At 59.6% G+C, this 18,702-nt stretch carries 16 protein-coding genes and 1 pseudogene; 14 read left to right on the top strand and 3 right to left on the bottom strand.

Features of this window, described 5'->3' with window-relative positions; all coding sequences use genetic code 11:
• Positions 1–126: 126 nt before the first annotated feature.
• Genes ACMV18_RS01090 through ACMV18_RS01065 form a run of 6 tightly spaced genes read left to right on the top strand, consistent with a single transcriptional unit; the run spans position 127 to position 6,387 of the window.
• Positions 127–654: a PilN domain-containing protein gene (locus ACMV18_RS01090; protein WP_420816352.1), complete on the top strand. Its 528-nt coding sequence runs from the start codon at positions 127–129 to the stop codon at positions 652–654.
• 8 nt (positions 655–662) lie between these two features.
• Positions 663–1,346 carry a type 4a pilus biogenesis protein PilO gene (locus ACMV18_RS01085; RefSeq protein WP_374257440.1) on the top strand — a complete coding sequence of 228 codons (684 nt, stop codon included), beginning with the start codon at positions 663–665 and terminating at the stop codon, positions 1,344–1,346.
• Positions 1,346–1,873 carry a pilus assembly protein PilP gene (locus ACMV18_RS01080; RefSeq protein ID WP_420816376.1) on the top strand — a complete coding sequence of 176 codons (528 nt, stop codon included), beginning with the start codon at positions 1,346–1,348 and terminating at the stop codon, positions 1,871–1,873. The genes ACMV18_RS01085 and ACMV18_RS01080 overlap by 1 nt, the downstream gene beginning before the upstream one ends.
• A 23-nt stretch (positions 1,874–1,896) precedes the next feature.
• Positions 1,897–4,062, top strand: coding sequence for a type IV pilus secretin PilQ (gene pilQ, locus ACMV18_RS01075; RefSeq protein ID WP_374257415.1), 2,166 nt, complete (start codon positions 1,897–1,899; stop codon positions 4,060–4,062).
• A gap of 48 nt (positions 4,063–4,110) precedes the next feature.
• Positions 4,111–5,826 carry a hypothetical protein gene (locus ACMV18_RS01070; protein WP_420816351.1) on the top strand — a complete coding sequence of 572 codons (1,716 nt, stop codon included), beginning with the start codon at positions 4,111–4,113 and terminating at the stop codon, positions 5,824–5,826.
• Positions 5,827–5,832: 6 nt separating this feature from the next.
• Positions 5,833–6,387: a shikimate kinase gene (locus ACMV18_RS01065; RefSeq protein WP_374257419.1), complete on the top strand. Its 555-nt coding sequence runs from the start codon at positions 5,833–5,835 to the stop codon at positions 6,385–6,387.
• Positions 6,388–6,459: 72 nt separating this feature from the next.
• Here ACMV18_RS01065 and galU read toward each other — a convergent pair whose 3' ends face one another.
• Both galU and ACMV18_RS01055 read right to left on the bottom strand, forming a co-directional pair.
• Positions 6,460–7,332, bottom strand: coding sequence for a UTP--glucose-1-phosphate uridylyltransferase GalU (galU, locus tag ACMV18_RS01060; RefSeq protein ID WP_420816350.1), 873 nt, complete (start codon positions 7,330–7,332; stop codon positions 6,460–6,462).
• 22 nt (positions 7,333–7,354) lie between these two features.
• Entirely contained in the window at positions 7,355–10,201 is a 2,847-nt protein-coding gene (locus tag ACMV18_RS01055; protein WP_420816349.1) for a valine--tRNA ligase, read from the bottom strand.
• A 235-nt stretch (positions 10,202–10,436) separates the two neighbouring features.
• Between ACMV18_RS01055 and ACMV18_RS01050 the strand changes: the two genes are divergently transcribed.
• From ACMV18_RS01050 to ACMV18_RS01015, 8 genes are all read left to right on the top strand, one after another.
• Complete coding sequence (locus tag ACMV18_RS01050) at positions 10,437–10,883, top strand: universal stress protein (RefSeq protein ID WP_420816348.1); 447 nt, start codon at positions 10,437–10,439, stop codon at positions 10,881–10,883.
• Positions 10,884–10,923: 40 nt separating this feature from the next.
• Positions 10,924–11,226, top strand: a complete 303-nt coding sequence (locus ACMV18_RS01045; protein WP_374257443.1) for a DUF883 family protein — start codon at positions 10,924–10,926, stop codon at positions 11,224–11,226.
• Between the two features lie 27 nt (positions 11,227–11,253).
• Positions 11,254–11,715: a phage holin family protein gene (locus tag ACMV18_RS01040; protein WP_420816347.1), complete on the top strand. Its 462-nt coding sequence runs from the start codon at positions 11,254–11,256 to the stop codon at positions 11,713–11,715.
• A complete protein-coding gene (locus tag ACMV18_RS01035) occupies positions 11,712–12,044 on the top strand; it encodes a YqjK family protein (protein WP_420816346.1) in 333 nt (110 codons plus the stop codon). The genes ACMV18_RS01040 and ACMV18_RS01035 overlap by 4 nt, the downstream gene beginning before the upstream one ends.
• 24 nt (positions 12,045–12,068) lie before the next feature.
• Positions 12,069–13,433, top strand: a complete 1,365-nt coding sequence (locus tag ACMV18_RS01030) for an MBL fold metallo-hydrolase (protein ID WP_420816345.1) — start codon at positions 12,069–12,071, stop codon at positions 13,431–13,433.
• Positions 13,434–13,499: 66 nt separating this feature from the next.
• Positions 13,500–14,753 carry an NAD(P)H-dependent flavin oxidoreductase gene (locus ACMV18_RS01025; protein WP_374257429.1) on the top strand — a complete coding sequence of 418 codons (1,254 nt, stop codon included), beginning with the start codon at positions 13,500–13,502 and terminating at the stop codon, positions 14,751–14,753.
• Between the two features lie 35 nt (positions 14,754–14,788).
• Positions 14,789–17,284 (top strand): UvrD-helicase domain-containing protein, encoded by a 2,496-nt coding sequence (locus ACMV18_RS01020; protein WP_420816344.1) that lies wholly within the window; start codon positions 14,789–14,791, stop codon positions 17,282–17,284.
• A 28-nt stretch (positions 17,285–17,312) separates the two neighbouring features.
• Positions 17,313–18,050 carry a hypothetical protein gene (locus ACMV18_RS01015; protein ID WP_420816343.1) on the top strand — a complete coding sequence of 246 codons (738 nt, stop codon included), beginning with the start codon at positions 17,313–17,315 and terminating at the stop codon, positions 18,048–18,050.
• Positions 18,051–18,075: 25 nt separating this feature from the next.
• Here ACMV18_RS01015 and ACMV18_RS01010 read toward each other — a convergent pair.
• A pseudogene (locus ACMV18_RS01010) lies at positions 18,076–18,576 on the bottom strand (response regulator); the annotation flags it as partial.
• Positions 18,577–18,702 lie beyond the last annotated feature (126 nt).

The raw sequence follows: 18,702 nt of genomic DNA, 5'->3' as shown, positions 1-18,702 counted from the left end.
ATTAACCTTCTGCCCCACCGCGAAGAGAAGCGTCGGCTGCGCAAGCAGGCTTTTTTTGTCGGGTTAGGCATTTCCGTCGTGGCGGGTGCCGTGATCTCGGCGCTTTGATACGGTGTCCAGCAGCAGATGATGTCCGCACATCAAGAGCGCAATGCGTTTTTGGTGGCTGCAAACAAGAAGCTGGACGAGGAGATCAAAGACGTTTCGACCTTGAAGGGTGAAATCGAGGCTCTGAAGGCTCGTCAGCGCGCTGTGGAAGATCTTCAGACCGACCGCAACATGCCTGTCTATCTGCTCAACGAACTGGTGCGCCAGACACCGGAGGGCATCTATCTGACCGCGGTCAAGCAAGACGGGCAGAGCGTCATGGTGTCGGGCGTGGCTCAGTCGAACGAGCGGGTGTCAGAGTTCTTGCGTAACACGAACACCAATTCGGAGTGGCTGGAGCACCCGGAGCTTCAAGAAATCAAAGCGCAGGTTTCCAACGCCAAGGATGCGCGAGACAACAAGCGTCTGTTTGAGTTCTCCGTCAAGGTGGGACTCAAGCGGCCTCAGGATGTCTCTGCGGCGGCCTCTGCAGCAAGTGGCGTAGCCAAGACGACGCCATCGGCCTCTGCGCCCAAACCAGCTGCCTCTGCAGCGAGTCTGCCTTGAGGTTTGATATGGCCAATCCAAATTTGAATATCGACCTGAATGCTCTGTTTGAGCAGGCGCAGTCTCAATTTCAGGGGCTGAATCCCAATGAGCCAGGCCAGTGGCCCATTCTCCCTAAGCTGGCTGCCTTTTTGTTTGCAGCTTTGGCTGTACTCGCAATGGCGTGGACCTTGTTGCTGTCTGGCCAGAGTGACGAGTTGCAATCCGAGCGAGACAAAGAGCCTCAACTGAAGGAAGAGTATCGTTCCAAGGTCGCGCAAGCCATCAACTTGGGCGAGCTGCGTAAACAGCGGATTCAGGTTGAAGAGTACGTGAAGCAGCTGGAGAAGCAGCTTCCTGGCAAGGCTGAGATGGACGCATTGCTGTCTGATATCAACCAGGCTGGCCTGGGGCGCGGATTGGATTTTGATCTATTCCGTCCTGGGCAAGTGGTGGTCAAGGACTACTACGCAGAGTTGCCCATTTCGATTCGTGTCACCGGGCGTTATCACGATATCGGTGCCTTTACGGGCGATATCGCCAATCTGTCGCGTATTGTGACCTTGCACAATCTGCAGATTGCGAACGTCAACGCGAAAGACACTTCCGGGCAGTTGTACATGGAAGCGACAGCTCGGACCTATCGCTACTTGGATCCGGCCGAGGTGGATGCCATGCGCGCAGACAAGGACAAGAAGGGGAACAAGAAATGATGCGTAAAGCACATTGCGTTGCCTTGATTGCAGCAGTTTCTCTGTGCGCCTGTAGTGGCGAACAGGACGAGTTGCAGGCATGGATGGATCAGCAGCGGCATGAGGCTCAGCCGACGGTGCAGCCCTTGTCTCCGCCTCAAAAGTTTCATCCTCAAGCGTACGCAGGCATGGAAGGGTCAGAGCCCTTCAGTACACAAAAGTTGTCTGGGGCGCTTCGTCAGGAGGCTCGGCAACCTAACTCCGCAGTCGCTGCGGAGTTGAGCCGTCGCAAGGAACCTTTGGAAGCGTTCCCGCTTGACTCCATGACCATGGTGGGTAGCGTGGCTCGCAAGGGGTTGCCCTATGCGCTGTTGAAGGTTGATAACTTGCTTTATCAGGTCAAGGTGGGGGACTACCTTGGGCAGAATTACGGGAAGATCTTGAAGATCACCGAAACTGAGATCTCGTTGCGCGAGATCGTGCAAGACGCCGCAGGCGAATGGATTGAACGTCCAACCACCCTGCAGTTGCAGGAGGGTGGACGATGAAGACGAAGCTGGAGACTATGAATATGAAATCGTGGCGTGTTGCGATGACGGGCCTGTCTTTGGCCATGGTTTCTTCCCTGACTTGGGCTGCTGCTGCCATCGAAGCGATCACCAGTGGGCAACAAGGCAACGGCGATGTGATCCGCATTGAGTTGTCCGAGCCGTTGGCTGCAGTGCCGGCAGGCTTTGTTGTGCAGACGCCTCCGCGTATTGCGATTGACTTGCCCGGCGTGAGCAGCAACCTCCCGCGCAACATGGTTGAGGTCAACCAAGGCAACGTTCGCACGGTGAATGTGGCCCAGGGTGGTGACCGCACGCGGTTGGTGCTGAGCTTGAAGCAGGCAACGACTTACCGCGCCCAATTGCAGGGCAAGTCGTTGTTGTTGGTCCTTGATCCAGCATCGGGGACTGCACCCGAGGCCGTGCAACAAGTCGCTGCGGCGACGGTGAAGAAGCCGGCAAAAGAAGACACAGTGCATTTTGCCGAGAACAAAAACGTCAGCACCATGGCGCTGAAGGACTTGGATTTCCGTCGTGGACAAGATGGCTCTGGGCGGGTCGTTGTCGAGTTGCCGAACAGCCAAGTGGGTGTGGACATCAAGCAGCAGGGGCAAAACCTGGTGGTTGAGTTCATGCGCGCCAGTTTGCCTGAGCGCTTGAAGCGTCGCTTTGATGTGACTGATTTCGGTACCCCCGTGCAGAGCATGACGGCCGAGCAAGCCGGCGACAAGGTCAAACTGGTGGTGTCGCCCAAGGGTGACTGGGAGCACTCTGCATATCAGAGCGACAATCAGTTCGTCTTGGAGGTTCGTCCTCGCAAACAAGATCCCAACAAGCTGACTCAGGGTCCAGGTTACGCAGGCGAGAAGTTGTCGCTGAATTTCCAGAACATTGAAGTTCGGGCGTTGTTGCAAGTCATCGCTGACTTCACCAACTTCAACGTAGTGACCAGCGATACCGTGACAGGTAACGTCACGTTGCGTCTGAAGGACGTGCCTTGGGATCAGGCTCTGGACATCATTCTCCAGGCGAAGGGCTTGGGTGTTCGCAAGTCCGGCAATGTGTTGTGGATTGCGCCGAAGGACGAGATCAATACCAAGGAAAAGCTCGACTTGGAGGCCAAGGCTCAAGTCGCAGCCTTGGAACCGTTGCGAACGCAGTCGTTCCAGTTGAATTACACCAAGGCTGAAGAAATTGCCAAGGGTTTGACGGGGGACAGCAGCGGTGGCAGCGCGGGTTCTAAGACTCGAATCTTGTCGCCACGTGGCACGGTCATTTACGAGACTCGTACGAATCAACTGTTCGTGAACGACATTCCATCCAAACTGGAAGAAGTTCAGCAGATGATCACGAAGATCGACATTCCTGTTCGTCAGGTGTTGATTGAGGCTCGCATTGTGGAGGCCACCGACACGTTTGGCCGTAATCTGGGCGTGAAGTTGGGTGCTGTTGACCTGCGTGGACTGCGTGGCGGAACACCTGGCTTTGGTGTGGGCGGTGACAACCGCGTGGCGATTACCGGTACCTACCAAGGCGTTGGAGAACAAACGCTGCAGGCCACTCAGACGTCGGGCAGCTACACCCCCAACAGTTACTTCGTGAACTTGCCTGCGTCAGGTATCAACGGGTACACCGCGTCGTCCATTGCTTTGTCTTTGTTTGGGGCCAACTCCAACCGTTTCCTGAACTTGGAGCTGTCGGCACTGGAAGCAGATGGCAAGGGCAAGATCATTTCGAGTCCACGAGTGATCACGGCAGACCAAGTGAAGGCCTTGATTGAGCAAGGTACCGAACTGCCCTATCAAACCGCGACTTCGTCTGGTGCCACGGCCATCGCCTTCCGCAAAGCCAACATGAAGTTGGAAGTCACGCCGCAGATCACCCCTGAAGGCAGCGTGATTCTGGATGTGGATGTGACCAAAGACAGCGTGGGTCAGATCACGACAGCAGGTTACGCGATTGACACCAAGCACGTTCAAACCCAGGTTTTGGTGGAGAACGGCGGCACGGTTGTGATCGGTGGTATTTTCATGCAGACGGAAAACAGCACGGAGACGAAGGTGCCTTTGTTGGGCGACATTCCCGTGTTGGGCAACCTCTTCAAGACGCGCTCGGCCTCCTCTGGTCGCTCCGAGTTGTTGATCTTCCTGACGCCCAAGGTGGTGTCGGACAAGGGTTCGTTGCGCTGATTTTTAGCGGCTAGAGTATTTGGGGAAACCTAGAGATTAGGGGTTCAAATGAAATGCAAATTTTGGCTTGCTGCATTAGTGGCGGTAAGTAGTCTGGTGGGTTGCGGCGGTGGTGGTAGTGATGCCGGAACATCACCATTCGGAAGCAATACAAGTACGTCCAGCACCGCTACTGCTTTGATTATGTCGTTGAGCAAGACGACAGTTTCAAATACGGATGCTACGCCTGTTACCGTGACTGTGACAGCGGTGAACGACTCAGGCGAAGTTGTGGCGAAGGCGCCTATTGCCTTTGAGGTATCGGGTGGACAGCTTTATCGTACGAGCACTGTCACGGGGACGGACGGCAAGCTTACTGCTACGGTTGACTTCTCGGCAGATAAGTCGAATAGAGTGGTTACAGTAAAAGCTACGTCGGGCAACGTTTCGGAGACACGGTCGTTCAGCGTCACCGGCATCAAAATCGCCACAACGCCGCTTCCAAGCGTGCTTTCGCCGGGGGACGTTGGAAAAGTTGACATCGCTGTCACTGATGCAAGTGGGTCCGCCATCTCCGGCTTGGCAGTTTCTGCTAGCAGTTCGCTTGGATCTATTAGTAATCTCGCTGAAACTGGCTCGGCGACTGGTGTGTATCGGTATAGCTTTACTTTGCCCTCCACCTACACGTCTACTGAGTTCCAAGTTGCGGTTTCTGCCGGCGGCGTCTCTCAGACTGTCACAATTCCTGTTACTCAGTCCACGTCCGTTGTCGTTCCTGACGCTGCGGTCATCGGTTCTGTTGACTTGGCTGTCGAGCCAACCGTTATTGCTGCCAATACGTCTGGATCGACCGCCAATCAAGCGACTGTGCGTTTTAAGGCGTTTGATGTTTCAGGAAATCCGCTCGCCAATGTGCGGGTAAGTTTTGATGAGAATGCTGTGTTGCCCGGCAAGGGGACGTTTGCATCAGCAGCCAGTGTGTTGTACACGGACGCAGATGGAGTTGCTACGACAGCCTACATCCCTGGCACGGCAACTACCGGTCCAAATGGATTGGTGCTGAGAGCTTGCTATAGCAGGACAGATTTTGTTCCATCGTCTTCCGGCACTGCCTCAGCTGGTTCTGCGGCGTGTCCAGTGGCAACGACAAATTCAGCTACCATTATTAAGGATGCGTTTAACATCACAATCGGTCCCAATGACAAGATCGAGGAGACCTCTGATGGTCTAAGGTATGTTGTTAAGTATGTGGTTCAAGTTGTAAATGCATCAGGCCAAGCCAAGGCTAATGTGCAAATCACCCCAACTTTGGATCTAACTGGTTTCGAGAAGGGTTCGTACGGTTACGATGGATCTGCATGGGTGAGAAATAATACGCTTCCGTCAACCGCGACCTACGCAGATCGCGATAACTCGGATCAAACGTATTATGGGTGCGCCAACGAAGATGAGGATAGGAATGGGGTTAATGCCGGCACTTCGGAGGATCATGATAATGACAAGGTGCTGGAGCCTCGTAAATCCGACGCCGCAATCTCGTTTATCGATGCAACTCAAACCAAAACGGATGCTACCGGTGCGGTTGGTCTGCAGGTTACCTATTTGAAGAATGTTGCCTCATGGCTTCGCATTAAAATCTACGTAACCGGGGTCGTGTCGGGTACGGAAGGTACTGGTACGTTTACGGAGGTGCTGCCATACCCGTCTGGAATTCTTGGCTCTGAGGCAAAACCTGCATTTGCAGATAATCCTTATGGCAAAGGTACCAGCTGCAGTGTTCACTGACGTTTCATGGTGATCTCTCTCATCGGCCTCCCCGGCGGCGGTAAATCCACCGTCGGGCGGCAACTGGCCAAGCGCATCGGGGCGAGGTTCCTCGACTCCGATGCGGTTCTGGAAGAACGGATCGGCATGCCGATCCGTTCGTATTTCGAGCAGTTCGGTGAAGCGTCTTTTCGCGATCTGGAGCAGCGCGTCCTAGACGAGTTGACTCAGTATTCCGAAGGGCCGCTGATCATGGCAACCGGTGGTGGGGCTGTGCTTCGGCCCGTCAACCGTGAACATCTGCGTGATCGAACGACGGTGATTTACCTGCGGTCGTCGCCTGACGAGCTGTATCGCCGTTTGCGACACGATACGCAGCGCCCCTTGTTGCAAGTTGCCGATCCCTTGGCCAAGTTGCGCGAGTTGTACGACCAGCGCCACCCACTGTACGAGGAGGTGGCGCACTACACGGTGGATACCGGCCGACCGACCGTTGCCACCTTGGTCAACATGATCATCATGCAACTGGAGGTGGAGGGTAAATTGCCGCCTCCCAGTGCAGAGAAATCAGCATCGACCTGAATGAAAAAGGGGCCTCAGTGATGAGGCCCCTTTGTTTTGCATTGTTTTAGGTCTGTGGCAAAGCGTTGAAGGTCAGTCCAGCTTCAGTCGCTTGAGGTAGTCACGGAACCAGGCGCCCACCTGTGGATGGGTGAGGGCCAACTCGACGTTGGCTTCCAGGAAGCCTTCTTTGCTGCCGCAGTCGTAGCGCTTGCCTTCGTAGCGGTAAGCGTAGACCTTCTCGCTGGCGAGCAGGCCAGCAATGCCGTCGGTCAGCTGGATTTCATTGCCCACGCCGCGAGGCTGGAGGCGGATCTGCTCAAACACCGCAGGCGTGAGGATGTAGCGGCCTGCCACGCCCAAACGGGAAGGCGCCACTTCCGGCGCGGGCTTCTCGACGATGCGCGTGACGTCCATGATGCGGTCGTTGACCATGGTGCCCGCCACGATGCCGTAGCGCTTGGTTTGCTCGGCAGGGACCTCTTGCACGGCCAACACCGAGCCTTGCAGTTGTTCAAACTGATCGACCATTTGCTTGAGGATGGGCCGCTCGCCCACCATCAGGTCGTCGGCCAGCAGCACGGCAAAAGGTTCGCCGCGCACCAGGCGCTCGCCACACAGCACGGCGTGCCCCAAGCCCAGGCTCTTGGGCTGGCGCACGAACACGCACTCCATGTCTGCAGGTTTGATGGATTGCACGAGTTGAAGCAGTTCGTTTTTGCCGGCCTGCTCCAGTTCGTATTCCAGCTCGAAAGCGGTGTCGAAATGGTCTTCGATGGGGCGCTTGTGGCGACCGGTGACGAAGATCATTTCGCGGATGCCGGCGTTGTAGGCTTCTTCGACCGCGTACTGGATCAAGGGCTTGTCAACGACCGGCAGCATTTCCTTGGGCTGCGCCTTCGTGGCGGGCAAAAACCGTGTGCCCAACCCGGCCACCGGGAAGATGGCCTTGGTGATGATGCTCATGGGTACTGCTTTCTGATGAGGCTCAACCCAGACGCTGGAATTGCTGCTTCACACGCTCCAGCGTGGTGGTGAAGTCGGCCACGCGGGCCTTTTCTTGTTCCACCACGGCGGCAGGTGCACGGGCCACGAAGCTTTCGTTGGAGAGCTTGCCTTGGGCCTTGGCGATTTCACCTTCCAGACGGGCAATTTCCTTGCTCAGGCGAGCCTTCTCGGCCTCCACGTCGATCTCGACGTGCAAGGCCAGGCGGGCTTCGCCTTGCACGGCCACAGGGGCCATGGCGGTGGCGGCCGCAAACGCGGCTTCGTCCAGCAGCTTGACTTCACTGAGCTTGCCCAATGCCTTGACGATGGGGGCGGCCTGCTCGATGAAGGCGGCGTCGCCGGTGGTCAGCAGAGGCACGCGCTCTGCGGGCGACAGGTTCATTTCGCCACGCAGGTTACGGGCGGTGCCCACCAGGGCCTTGAGCTTGGCCATCCAGGCGTCCGACTCGGCGCAGACCTTGCTCAGGTCAGCTTGCGGATAGGCCGCCACCACGATGGTGTCGTCCGAATCCGCTGCCTTGCGGCCAGCTACAGGGGCAACCACTTGCCACAGCTCTTCGGTGATGAAGGGCGTGATGGGGTGCAGCAAGCGCAGCACGGTTTCCAGCACGCGGATCAGGGTGCGGCGGGTCGCGCGGGCGGCGGCCTCGTTGCCGGTGTCCTTGGCGGCGTTGAGCTGTGCCTTGGCGATTTCGATGTACCAGTCGCAGTACTCATCCCATACGAACTGGTAGATGCTGTTGGCCACGTTGTCGAGGCGGAACTCGGTAAAGCCTTGCGCCACGGCGGCCTCTACGCGCTGCAGCTCGGACACGATCCAGCGGTCCGCCGGGCTGAAGTCCAGATAGCCGGTGGCAGCGCATTGGCCGGGTTGCTTGTCGAGGTTCAGGCCGCAGTCCTGACCTTCGGTGTTCATCAGCACGAACTTGGTGGCGTTCCACAGCTTGTTGCAGAAGTTGCGGTAGCCCTCGCAGCGCTTGGAGTCAAAGTTCACTGCGCGGCCCAGGCTGGCCAGCGCCGCAAAGGTGAAGCGCAGGGCATCTGCGCCGTAGCCAGGAATGCCTTCTGGGAATTCCTTTTCGGTGGCCTTGCGCACCTTGGGTGCCGTCTCGGGTTTGCGCAGGCCGGTGGTGCGCTTGTCGAGCAGCGGGGCCAGGGCAATGCCGTCGATCAGGTCGACCGGGTCCAGCACATTGCCTTCGGACTTCGACATCTTGTTGCCTTGGGCATCGCGCACCAGGCCGTGGATGTAGACGTGCTTAAAGGGCACCTTGCCGGTGAAGTGCTTGGTCATCATGATCATCCGGGCGACCCAGAAGAAGATGATGTCGTAGCCGGTGACCAGCACGGACGACGGCAGGAACAGGTCCATTTCCTTGGTCTGCTCAGGCCAGCCCAGGGTGGAGAAGGGCACCAGTGCCGACGAGTACCAGGTATCCAGCACGTCTTCGTCGCGGGTCAGCTCGCCCTCGTAACCGGCGGCCTTGGCGCGGGTGCGGGCTTCGTCTTCATTGCGGGCAACGAAGATCTCGCCGTTGCTGCCGTACCAAGCGGGAATCTGATGACCCCACCACAGTTGGCGGCTGATGCACCAGTCCTGGATGTTCTTCATCCACTGGTTGTAGGTGTTGACCCAGTTCTCGGGCACGAACTTCACCTCGCCCGATTCCACCGCTTCAATGGCTTGCTCGGCAATGGACTTGCCCTGCGCGCCGGGCTTGGTCATGGCGACGAACCATTGGTCGGTCAGCATGGGCTCGATGATCTGGCCGGTGCGGGCGCAACGGGGCACCATCAGCTTGTGCTTCTTGACTTCGACCAGCAGGCCTTCGGCTTCCAGTTGGGCCACCAGGGCCTTGCGGGCCACGAAGCGGTCCAGACCGCGGTAGGCCTCGGGGATCTCGGTCAAGTGCGACACCACCTTCGCTTCGAGCGTGAAGATGGTGATCATCGGCAGGCTGTGACGCTGGCCGACCTGGTAGTCGTTGGTGTCGTGGGCCGGGGTGACCTTGACGACGCCGGTGCCGAATTCCTTGTCGACGTGTTCGTCGGCGATCACGGGCACGAGGCGGCCGGTGATGGGCAGCTTGACCAGCTTGCCGATCAGATGCTGGTAGCGCTCGTCTTCGGGGTGAACCATCACGGCGGTGTCGCCCAGCATGGTTTCGGGTCGGGTGGTGGCCACGACCAGGGTCTCATCGCTGCCCTCGATGGGGTAACGGATGTGCCACATCGAACCGTCTTCTTCCTCGCTTTCGACTTCGAGGTCTGACACGGCGGATTTGAGGATGGGGTCCCAGCTCACCAAGCGCTTGCCGCGGTAGATCAGGCCTTCTTCATACAGGCGCACGAAGGTTTCGGACACGACCTTCGACAGCTTGTCGTCCATGGTGAAGTATTCGTGTTCCCACGAGACTGAGTCACCCATGCGGCGCATCTGTTGGGTGATGGTGGAGCCGGATTGCTCTTTCCATTCCCAGATCTTGGCCACGAAATTTTTGCGACCCAGGTCATGACGGGTCTGGCCCTTTTCCTGCAGCTGGCGCTCCACCACGATCTGGGTGGCGATGCCGGCGTGGTCAGTGCCCGGAATCCACAGCGTGTTGTGGCCCTTCATGCGGTGGTAGCGTGTCAACGAGTCCATGATGGTCTGGTTGAAGGCATGGCCCATGTGCAGCGTGCCGGTCACGTTGGGGGGCGGCAGCTGGATGCAGAAAGACGGCTTGGACTCGTCGAGCGTGGGCTTGTACAGACCACGTTGCTCCCACTGGGGGCCGTACTTGGCTTCAATGGGGCCGGGTTCGAAGGATTTGGCGAGTTCGGTCATGGTGTGGGGGCGCTCTGCGCGCAAATGCTGGCACTGAAAAATCAGCGGCAAACCGCGATTTTAGTTGGTGCCTGCGTGCTTGGGGCTCATTCGATGGATGAAGGGCTTTTCTGCGATGGATCAAGCATGTTGACCTTTCTGGTGTTGCTGTCATGATCAAGTCTTGGCTGGAAGGCCAAAGTGGTTCTACGATCAAAGTGACCGCTGTGAGACGGTCTGTTTTCAGGAGTCACGCATGTACGAACATTTGCTGGTGCCCGTGGATGGCAGCGAGTTGTCCAACAAAGCGATTGAGCACAGCATTGGTTTGGCCAAGATGCTGGGCGCATCAATCACGGGGTTCACGGCCGAGCCGCCATTGCCGGTGCTGGTGGTGGAGCAGGCGGCTGTGGCGTATGACGTCGCCACCTTTCAAGATCACGAAAAGCGCTGTGAAGCGCATGCACGCGAGCTTTTGTTGGCCTTTGCGGAAAAGGCCAAGGCAGCCGGTGTGCCGTTTGACGGGCAGTTTGTGATCACCGACAACATTCAGCAGTCGATTGTGGATGTGGCGGCCAAGCAGGGTTGTGATTTGATCGTCATGGCCTCACATGGTCGTCATGGGCTGGATGCCTTGATTCATGGTTCGTTGACCAAGAGCGTGCTGGCGCACAGCCAGGTGCCGCTGTTGGTCTTGCATTGATCGACGATTGGGTTTCACCAAGGAGAGCTAAATGAGCGAATTGACCTCTGCACAAAAAGACAAGCTGATGTCGGACCTGAAGCTGGTGATGGCGGATGCCGAAGCCTTGCTGGCTGCGACCGCACACGATGCCAGTGGCAGCGTGGCCGAGTTGCGTGAGCGTGTGGCGCATACCTTGGCCAATGCCAAGAATGGCCTGATCGATGCACAAGCGGCCGTGGTGGACAAGGCCAAGGCTGCCGCCAAGGCAACCGATGGCTATGTGCACGAGAACCCCTGGAAGTCGGTGGGCATTGCTGCTGGCGTGGGGCTGTTGTTGGGCATGCTGATCGGCCGTCGTTGATCAGCGCATTGAAGACCTCGTATCGGCATGGCGGAATCTGAGCGCGCAGGCGGCCTGGGGGCCTCACTGCAGGGGCTGTTGGCCACATTGATGGCCATCTTCCAGACGCGTCTGGCATTGCTGGTGACCGAGGTCGAGGAAGAAAAGCGGCGCCTGCTGGCCACTGTGGCCTGGGGCGCCGTTGCCGTTTTGATAGGCTGCTTTGGCTTGGCTTTTGCAGCGGTGTTTGTGACAGTACTGTTCTGGGACTCGCACCGTTTGGCGGTGTTGGGGGGCATGACCGTGCTGTTTTTTGCGTTGGCGGCGTGGGCCATGTGGCGTGTGCGCCGGCTGGTGCAGGCCTCGGGCGACATGCTCGCGGCCACGTTGGCGGAGCTGGATGCGGACCGGCAAGCATTGATGCGGGCCGCATCACCTCAAGAGGCCTCGCCTGAGCCCGTGGCAACGGTCAAGTCGCCTGCTGAGGCGGCCCGGGAGGCCGGGTTGTGAGCAAGCCACCTTTGGATGATTTGGCGCTGCGCAAGTTGATGTTGCAGCAGCGCTGTGCGGTGCAGCGTGAAGTGCTGGCCGTGCAGGTTCGACAAACCTTTGCCCCGGCTGTGCGAACGGTGGCGCAGGTGAAGGCGGGCGGCCAATGGGTCAAACAGCACCCTTGGTTGGTGGCCTTGGCGGGTGGGCTTTTGCTGGCCTGGCGACCCCGTGCGGCGGTGGGCTTGTTGGGCCGCGGCTGGGGGCTGTGGCAAACGTGGCGCCGACTGCGGCCGACCGTGCAACGCGTGCTCGAATTGGTGAGGCAGGCGCAGCCGCCTCAGGCCTGATTCGACGATCAAGGAATTTCAAACATGTACGTGACGTTTTACGGTGCCACGGGCACGGTGACTGGCTCCAAGACGCTGGTGGAAGTGGGTGGCAAGCGCCTGTTGGTGGACTGCGGCCTGTTTCAGGGCTTCAAAACCCTGCGTGAGCGCAACTGGGAGCCCTTGCCGTTTGATCCGCGCGGCATTGATGCGGTGTTGCTGACGCATGCGCACATTGATCACAGTGGATCTTTGCCTCTGCTGATTCGCAATGGTTTCAAAGGCCACATCTACATGACCGCCGCGACGGCGGAGTTGTGCGAGATTTTGCTGCAAGACACGGCACACCTGCAGGAAGAAGAGGCACGGTATCGCAACCGACACAAGGCCACCCGACACGAGCCGGCCGAGCCGCTGTACACCGTGCAAGACGCGCAAGAGTGCCTCAAGCGCATCAAGCGGATTCACAGCGATGGCAAGCTGGACCTGGGTGACGATGTGCAGATTGAGTTCACGCCAGCCGGGCACATTCTGGGTGCGGCGAGCATCCGCATTGCCCATGGCGGCAAGGCGATCTTGTTCTCGGGAGACCTGGGGCGGGACGACGATCTCGTCATGTGGCCCCCTGCCACCGGGCAGAAGGCCGACTGGGTGGTGATCGAATCCACCTACGGCGACCGCCTGCACCCCAACATCGACGCCATCGATAAGCTGGGCGACATCGTGCGCCGCACCGCTGCGCGCGGCGGCTCCATCATCATTCCGGCGTTTGCCGTGGGTCGCACCCAAGAGGTGCTGTACTCGCTGTATCGACTGAAGCAGGCCGGAGCCATTCCGGATCTGCCTGTGGTGCTGGACAGCCCCATGGGCGTGGCGGCGACCGGCATTTACGACCGTCATCGTGAAGGTCATCGCCTGACGCCGGAAGAGTGTCAGGGCATCCACCACATGACGCGTTTCGTTCGCAAGGTTGAAGATTCCAAGGCCTTGCTGGGGCAGCGTTTCCCGCAGGTCATCATTGCCGGCAGCGGCATGGTGACGGGCGGTCGGGTGCTGCACCACATCGCGCATTTCGGCCCCAATTCGCGCAACTCGATCGTGCTGAGCGGCTTCCAGGCCGGCGGTACGCGGGGGGCATCGCTGGCGGCGGGGGCGACCTCGTTGAAGATGTTTGGCGAGTACGTGCCCATCCGCGCCGAGGTGTGCCAGATCGAAGGCTTGTCGGCCCACGGCGACCAACACGACCTGTTGAGTTGGCTGGGTGCTTTGGGCAAAAAACCGTCGCAGGTTTTTGTCATTCACGGTGAGCCGCAGGCCGCCGATACCCTCAGATTGCGCATTGAGGAACAGTTGTGCATTAAATCGAGGGTTCCTGACTACAGAGAGACGTTCAAGCTGGACGAGGCTTGACCTGTCGCAAGCCCCTGATCACGTCAGCCGGATACCGTCGGGATTCCTTTTGATGGATTTCCGACCATGTCTGCTGATTTCGCCTCTCTGAACCCTTCATCCTCTGCCCACATCGACGAGGCGTTGGCCAGTCAGTTGCGTGACAGCGGGCTGAAGTCCATGCGCTTGGGCGGACGTGAGTTGCTGCCCATCGTGCAGGGGGGCATGGGCATTGGCGTGTCGGCACATCGTTTGGCCGGTACCGTGGCCTCCATGGGGGGCGTGGGGACCTTGTCTGCGGTGGATGCGCGCCGCCATCACCCTGACCTGATGGCCCGCACTGAGGGCTTGTCGAGCCGTGTGGGGCAAGACGAAGATACGCGCCGCCAAGTGGATGCAGCCAACCGTGAGGCCGTGGCCCGCGAAGTCAAGGCGGCGCGTGAGCAGTCGCAAGGCCGAGGCTTGCTGGCCATGAACGTCATGCGCGCGGTGAGTGATTACGCCGGCTACGTCAAAGCCTCGCTGGAAGCTGGGGTGGATGCCGTGGTGGTGGGGGCCGGGTTGCCGCTGGACCTGCCCGATCTGGCGCAAGATCATCCGAACGCCTTGCTGATCCCGATCTTGTCGGACGCCCGCGGCGTGCAACTGATCGTCAAGAAGTGGGAGCGCAAGAAGCGCCTGCCCGATGCCATCGTGATCGAGCACCCCCGTTTGGCAGGTGGACACTTGGGCGCCGCCAAGATTGCTGACCTCCATGACCCCCGTTTTGACTTTGAGCGCGTGATCCCAGACTCGCTGGCGTTCTTGCGTGCGGCCGGCATTGAAAAAGAGATTCCGTTGATTGCGGCGGGTGGCATCCGCTCGTATGAAGACATCCAGCGCGTGCAGGCCTTGGGCGCAGCCGGCGTGCAACTGGGGACCCCGTTTGCCGTGACCGAGGAGGGCGATGCCCACCCCGAGTTCAAGCGCGTGCTGGCCGAGGCCCGCGACGAGGACATGGTCGAATTCACCAGCGTGGCAGGTTTGCCGGCCCGTGCCGTGGGCACGCCATGGTTGAAGGCTTACCTGAAGATCGAAGACCGTTTGCAGGCGGTCGTGCATGCCAAGAACCGTTGCACCAAGGCCTTTGACTGCCTGGCGCAGTGCGGTTTGCGCGACGGCTTGGCGGGCTGGGGCCAGTTCTGCATTGACAACCAGTTGGCCGCAGCGCTGCGGGGGGATGTGAAGAAAGGGCTGTTCTTCCGCGGTGCGGGGGCCTTGCCTTTTGGCGCGCAGATCCGTTCGGTGCGTGAACTGATGGAGCGCTTGATGACCCGTCAAGCGGCCTTGGGTCTGGCCTGAGCGCCACAGCCTGCCGGGGAGCCTAAAATCCCCGGATGATTGAGCACAGCGCGTCCCCGGATTTGTTTTCGTCGCCTGCCCCCGGCAGTGCATCGCCCCTGCTGGCGGGTTTGAACCCAGAACAGTTGGCGGCCGTGACGGCGCCCCCGGGGCCTGCCTTGATTTTGGCGGGGGCCGGCTCGGGCAAGACCCGCGTGCTCACCACCCGCATTGCCTGGTTGCTGCAAACCGGGCAGGCCACGCCGGCGGGCATCATGGCGGTGACGTTTACCAACAAGGCCGCCAAGGAAATGCAGGCCCGTTTGTCGGCCATGTTGCCGGTCAACACCCGCGCCATGTGGATTGGCACCTTCCACGGCCTGTGCAACCGCTTCTTGCGCGCCCATGCTCAGATCGCTGGCTTGCCACAGGCGTTCCAGATTCTGGATACGCAGGACCAACTGTCTGCCGTCAAGCGGGTCATCAAGGCCCTGAAGTTTGACGAAGAGAAGTGCATTCCCAAGCAGACCACCTGGTTCATTGCCAACGCCAAGGACAACGGCCAGCGTCCGCAGGACCTGCAGCCGCGTGACGAGGTCGGTCGCATGCAACTGGCGGTGTACCAGGCGTACGAAGACCAATGCCAGCGAGAAGGCGTGGTGGACTTTGCCGAGCTGATGCTGCGCACCTACGAAATCATGCGCGACAACCCGGCTGTGCGTGACCATTACCAGCGCCGCTTCAAACACATTCTGGTGGATGAGTTTCAGGACACCAACCGACTGCAGTACCTGTGGTTGAAAATGTTTGCGGGCAACCCGGCCGTCACTGGCAACAGCGTGTTTGCTGTGGGTGACGATGACCAGAGCATTTACGCTTTCCGTGGCGCGCAGGTCAGCAACATGGGGGACTTCGAGCGCGAGTTTCGCGTCCAGAAAGTCATCAAGCTGGAGCAGAACTACCGCAGCCACGGCCACATCCTGGATGCGGCCAACACCCTGATCGCGCAAAACAGCAAACGCCTGGGTAAAAACCTGCGCACGGATGCCGGGCAGGGCGAACCCATCCGCATCTACGAAGCCGCCAGTGACTTTGCCGAGGCGCAGTGGGTGGTGGACGAGGCTCGCCAGTTCAAACGCGACGGCCAGCCGCTGCACGAGGTGGCGGTGCTGTACCGCAGCAACGCGCAGTCGCGCGTGATGGAGTCGGCCCTGTTCAACGCCGGGGTGCCTTACAAGGTGTATGGCGGCCTGCGCTTCTTCGAGCGCGCCGAAGTCAAGCATGCGCTGGCCTATCTGCGACTGATCGAGAACCCCAACGACGACACCAGCTTTCTGCGCGTGGTGAACTTTCCTGCACGTGGCATTGGTGCGCGCAGCGTCGAGTTGCTGCAGGATGCCGCACGCAGCACCGGGCGCAGCCTGTCGCAAAGCGTCACGGCGGTGCCGGGCAAAACAGGCGCCAACCTGCAGGGATTTGTGGCCATGGTGGATGCCATGCGCGAGGCCACGCGAGGCCTGACACTGCGCCAGATCATCGAGCATGTGGTGGAGGCGTCTGGCTTGGCCGACTTCTATCGCAATGAAAAAGAAGGCCAGGAGCGGCTGGAGAACTTGGCCGAACTGGTGAACGCGGCCGAAGCCTTTGTGACCCAAGAGGGTTTTGGCAAAGATGCCGTGGCCTTGCCCATTGACGAGTCGGCCGGCAGCATCGCGGCGGGCTTCCCGGCGGCTGTGGCCCCGGTGGACACCTTGCCGGATGCCGAGACGGGCGAAATCATCTCTCCCTTGCTGGCCTTTCTGACGCACGCCTCTTTGGAAGCGGGGGACAACCAGGCGCAAGCCGGGCAAGACGCCGTGCAGTTGATGACCATCCACGCCTCGAAGGGTCTGGAGTTCAACAACGTGTTCCTGACCGGTCTAGAAGAAGGGCTGTTTCCGCACGAAAACTCGTCCAACTCCACCGATGGGCTGGAGGAAGAACGCCGCTTGATGTACGTGGCCATCACCCGGGCGCGCCGTCGTTTGCACATCAGCTTCTGCCAGACGCGCATGCTGCATGGCCAGACGCGCTACAACATCAAGAGCCGCTTTCTGGATGAGTTGCCTGAGTCGGCCTTGAAGTGGCTCACCCCGCGCAACCAGGGCTTTGGCTCGGGCTTTGGTCAGTCGTATCAGGATGCCTGGTCCAGTGGCAAGGGCATGGGCTCGATGGTCGGTGCCGGGGCGCAGCCCTATCGCTCATCGGGTGGTGGTGCGTCCTCACATGGCGGAGGCAGTCGGGGTGGTTATGGTGGTCAGTCGTATGGCGCTTATCCCAAGCGCGAGGAGTCCTTCAAGGATTTGACGGCGCCGCTTCCCAAGGCCATGGCACAAGCCAAGTCCGAAGGGGGCTTCAAGGTGGGGCAGTCGGTGTTCCACAACAAGTTTGGTGAAGGCGTCATCCTGACGCTGGAAGGCTCGGGCGCCGATGCCCGCGTGCAGGTCAACTTTGGCCGACACGGCACCAAGTGGTTGATGCTCAGCGTGGCCAAGCTCACGACCATTGAGTGAGACCGTTTTTCAAGCAGAGAGAGTGTGTATGTTGATGTCGACCCGTTTGTTGCGTCCTGTGGGCGCTGCCGTTCTGGGCCTGGTGGCTGCTTCGGCCGCGCAGGCTTACAAGTTCAACGCGCTGGATCAACTCCAGTCGCAAGGCGAATTCCGTCAGCTGTCAGAAGACCTGAGCGCCACCTTGGTGGATCGCCAGCACGCGCCCGCATCCGGCCTGGGCCTGATCGGTTTTGATGTGGCCTTGACGGCTGGCGGCACGAGCATCCAGAGCAAAGCCATTGTCGAGCGCGCCACGGGCTCCAGCAATGTGCCCGGCACCTTGCCAACCGTGGCACTGCGTGCGCAAAAGGGTTTGCCGTTTGGGGTGGACCTGGGCGTGTCGTACACCATGGTGCCCGGCAGCTCGGTGTCGGCGGTGGGGGGCTCGGTGAAGTGGGCCTTCGTGGAAGGGGGCGTGCTGACGCCTGCCGTGGCCGTTCGCCTGCATGCCAACCAAGCCAACGGTTTGGGCGAGATGAGCCTGCGCAGCCAAGGCGTGGACCTGTCCATCTCCAAGGGCTTTGCCTTCTTCACGCCGTATGCCGGCGTGGGTGTGGTGGCCAGCCAAGCCTCGACCAAGAACGACCGCTGGGCTGCTGAGCGCTACACCCAGACACGCGTGTTTGCGGGCGCCAACCTGAACCTGCTGGTCACGAACCTGGCGTTCGAAGCCGACAAGACTGGGGAAGATACCACCGTGAGCGTCAAGTTTGGCGTGCGCTTCTGACACGCACCTGATGCGCGCTTGTGAATCAGACCAGACCGTTGCGAATCGCGTAAACGGTCAGTTCTGAGTTGTTGGTCAGCCCCAGCTTTTCCAGCACCCGTGCGCGGTACACGCTTACGGTCTTGGGGCTGAGCAGCAGTTGTTCTGCAATGTCCGACAGCCGCTTGCCCGAGGCAATCATCACCAGCGTCTGCAGCTCTCGATCCGAGAGCTTCTGGTGGGCATCTTCCTGCGCGGGCGTGGTGAGGTTGTCTACCAGCATCTGCGCCATTTCTGGTGTCACGTACTTCTTGCCCTGTGCCACGGTTTTGACGGCAGCCACGATCTGGGCGGCGTCGCTGCCCTTGTTCAAGTAACCGGATGCCCCGGCCTTGAGGGCTCGCATCGCGTACTGGTCTTCGGGGTACATGGACACCACCAGCACCTTGAGTGTGCTGCCTTCTTCCTTCAGTACGTGCAACACATCCAGACCGCTGCGACCGGGCAGGTTGATGTCGAGCACCAGCACGTCGCACGCCCGAGTTCGACACCAAATGCTGTAAGTGGTTGATTTGACTAGGTTGACCTAGTCAGCGTGCCACTACAGGAGGGATAACTGGAGTTCGTTGCTGAGCTTTTTGACCTTCAAGGCGGCCATGGTGGCGGCCTGATC

The sequence above is a fragment of the Aquabacterium sp. genome (genome assembly GCF_048860245.1).
GTDB lineage: Bacteria > Pseudomonadota > Gammaproteobacteria > Burkholderiales > Burkholderiaceae_C > Aquabacterium.
The sequence above is the reverse complement of the archived record's forward strand: the minus strand, read 5'-3'. Positions and strand labels throughout refer to the sequence as shown.

Coding starts and splice junctions, on each gene's coding strand:
- ACMV18_RS01090 (WP_420816352.1), top strand. CDS start 127: ATGATGTCCGCACATCAAGAGCGCAATGCGTTTTTGGTGGCTGCAAAC.
- ACMV18_RS01085 (WP_374257440.1), top strand. CDS start 663: ATGGCCAATCCAAATTTGAATATCGACCTGAATGCTCTGTTTGAGCAG.
- ACMV18_RS01080 (WP_420816376.1), top strand. CDS start 1,346: ATGCGTAAAGCACATTGCGTTGCCTTGATTGCAGCAGTTTCTCTGTGC.
- pilQ (WP_374257415.1), top strand. CDS start 1,897: ATGAAATCGTGGCGTGTTGCGATGACGGGCCTGTCTTTGGCCATGGTT.
- ACMV18_RS01070 (WP_420816351.1), top strand. CDS start 4,111: ATGAAATGCAAATTTTGGCTTGCTGCATTAGTGGCGGTAAGTAGTCTG.
- ACMV18_RS01065 (WP_374257419.1), top strand. CDS start 5,833: ATGGTGATCTCTCTCATCGGCCTCCCCGGCGGCGGTAAATCCACCGTC.
- galU (WP_420816350.1), bottom strand. CDS start 7,332: ATGAGCATCATCACCAAGGCCATCTTCCCGGTGGCCGGGTTGGGCACA.
- ACMV18_RS01055 (WP_420816349.1), bottom strand. CDS start 10,201: ATGACCGAACTCGCCAAATCCTTCGAACCCGGCCCCATTGAAGCCAAG.
- ACMV18_RS01050 (WP_420816348.1), top strand. CDS start 10,437: ATGTACGAACATTTGCTGGTGCCCGTGGATGGCAGCGAGTTGTCCAAC.
- ACMV18_RS01040 (WP_420816347.1), top strand. CDS start 11,254: ATGGCGGAATCTGAGCGCGCAGGCGGCCTGGGGGCCTCACTGCAGGGG.
- ACMV18_RS01030 (WP_420816345.1), top strand. CDS start 12,069: ATGTACGTGACGTTTTACGGTGCCACGGGCACGGTGACTGGCTCCAAG.
- ACMV18_RS01025 (WP_374257429.1), top strand. CDS start 13,500: ATGTCTGCTGATTTCGCCTCTCTGAACCCTTCATCCTCTGCCCACATC.
- ACMV18_RS01020 (WP_420816344.1), top strand. CDS start 14,789: ATGATTGAGCACAGCGCGTCCCCGGATTTGTTTTCGTCGCCTGCCCCC.
- ACMV18_RS01015 (WP_420816343.1), top strand. CDS start 17,313: ATGTTGATGTCGACCCGTTTGTTGCGTCCTGTGGGCGCTGCCGTTCTG.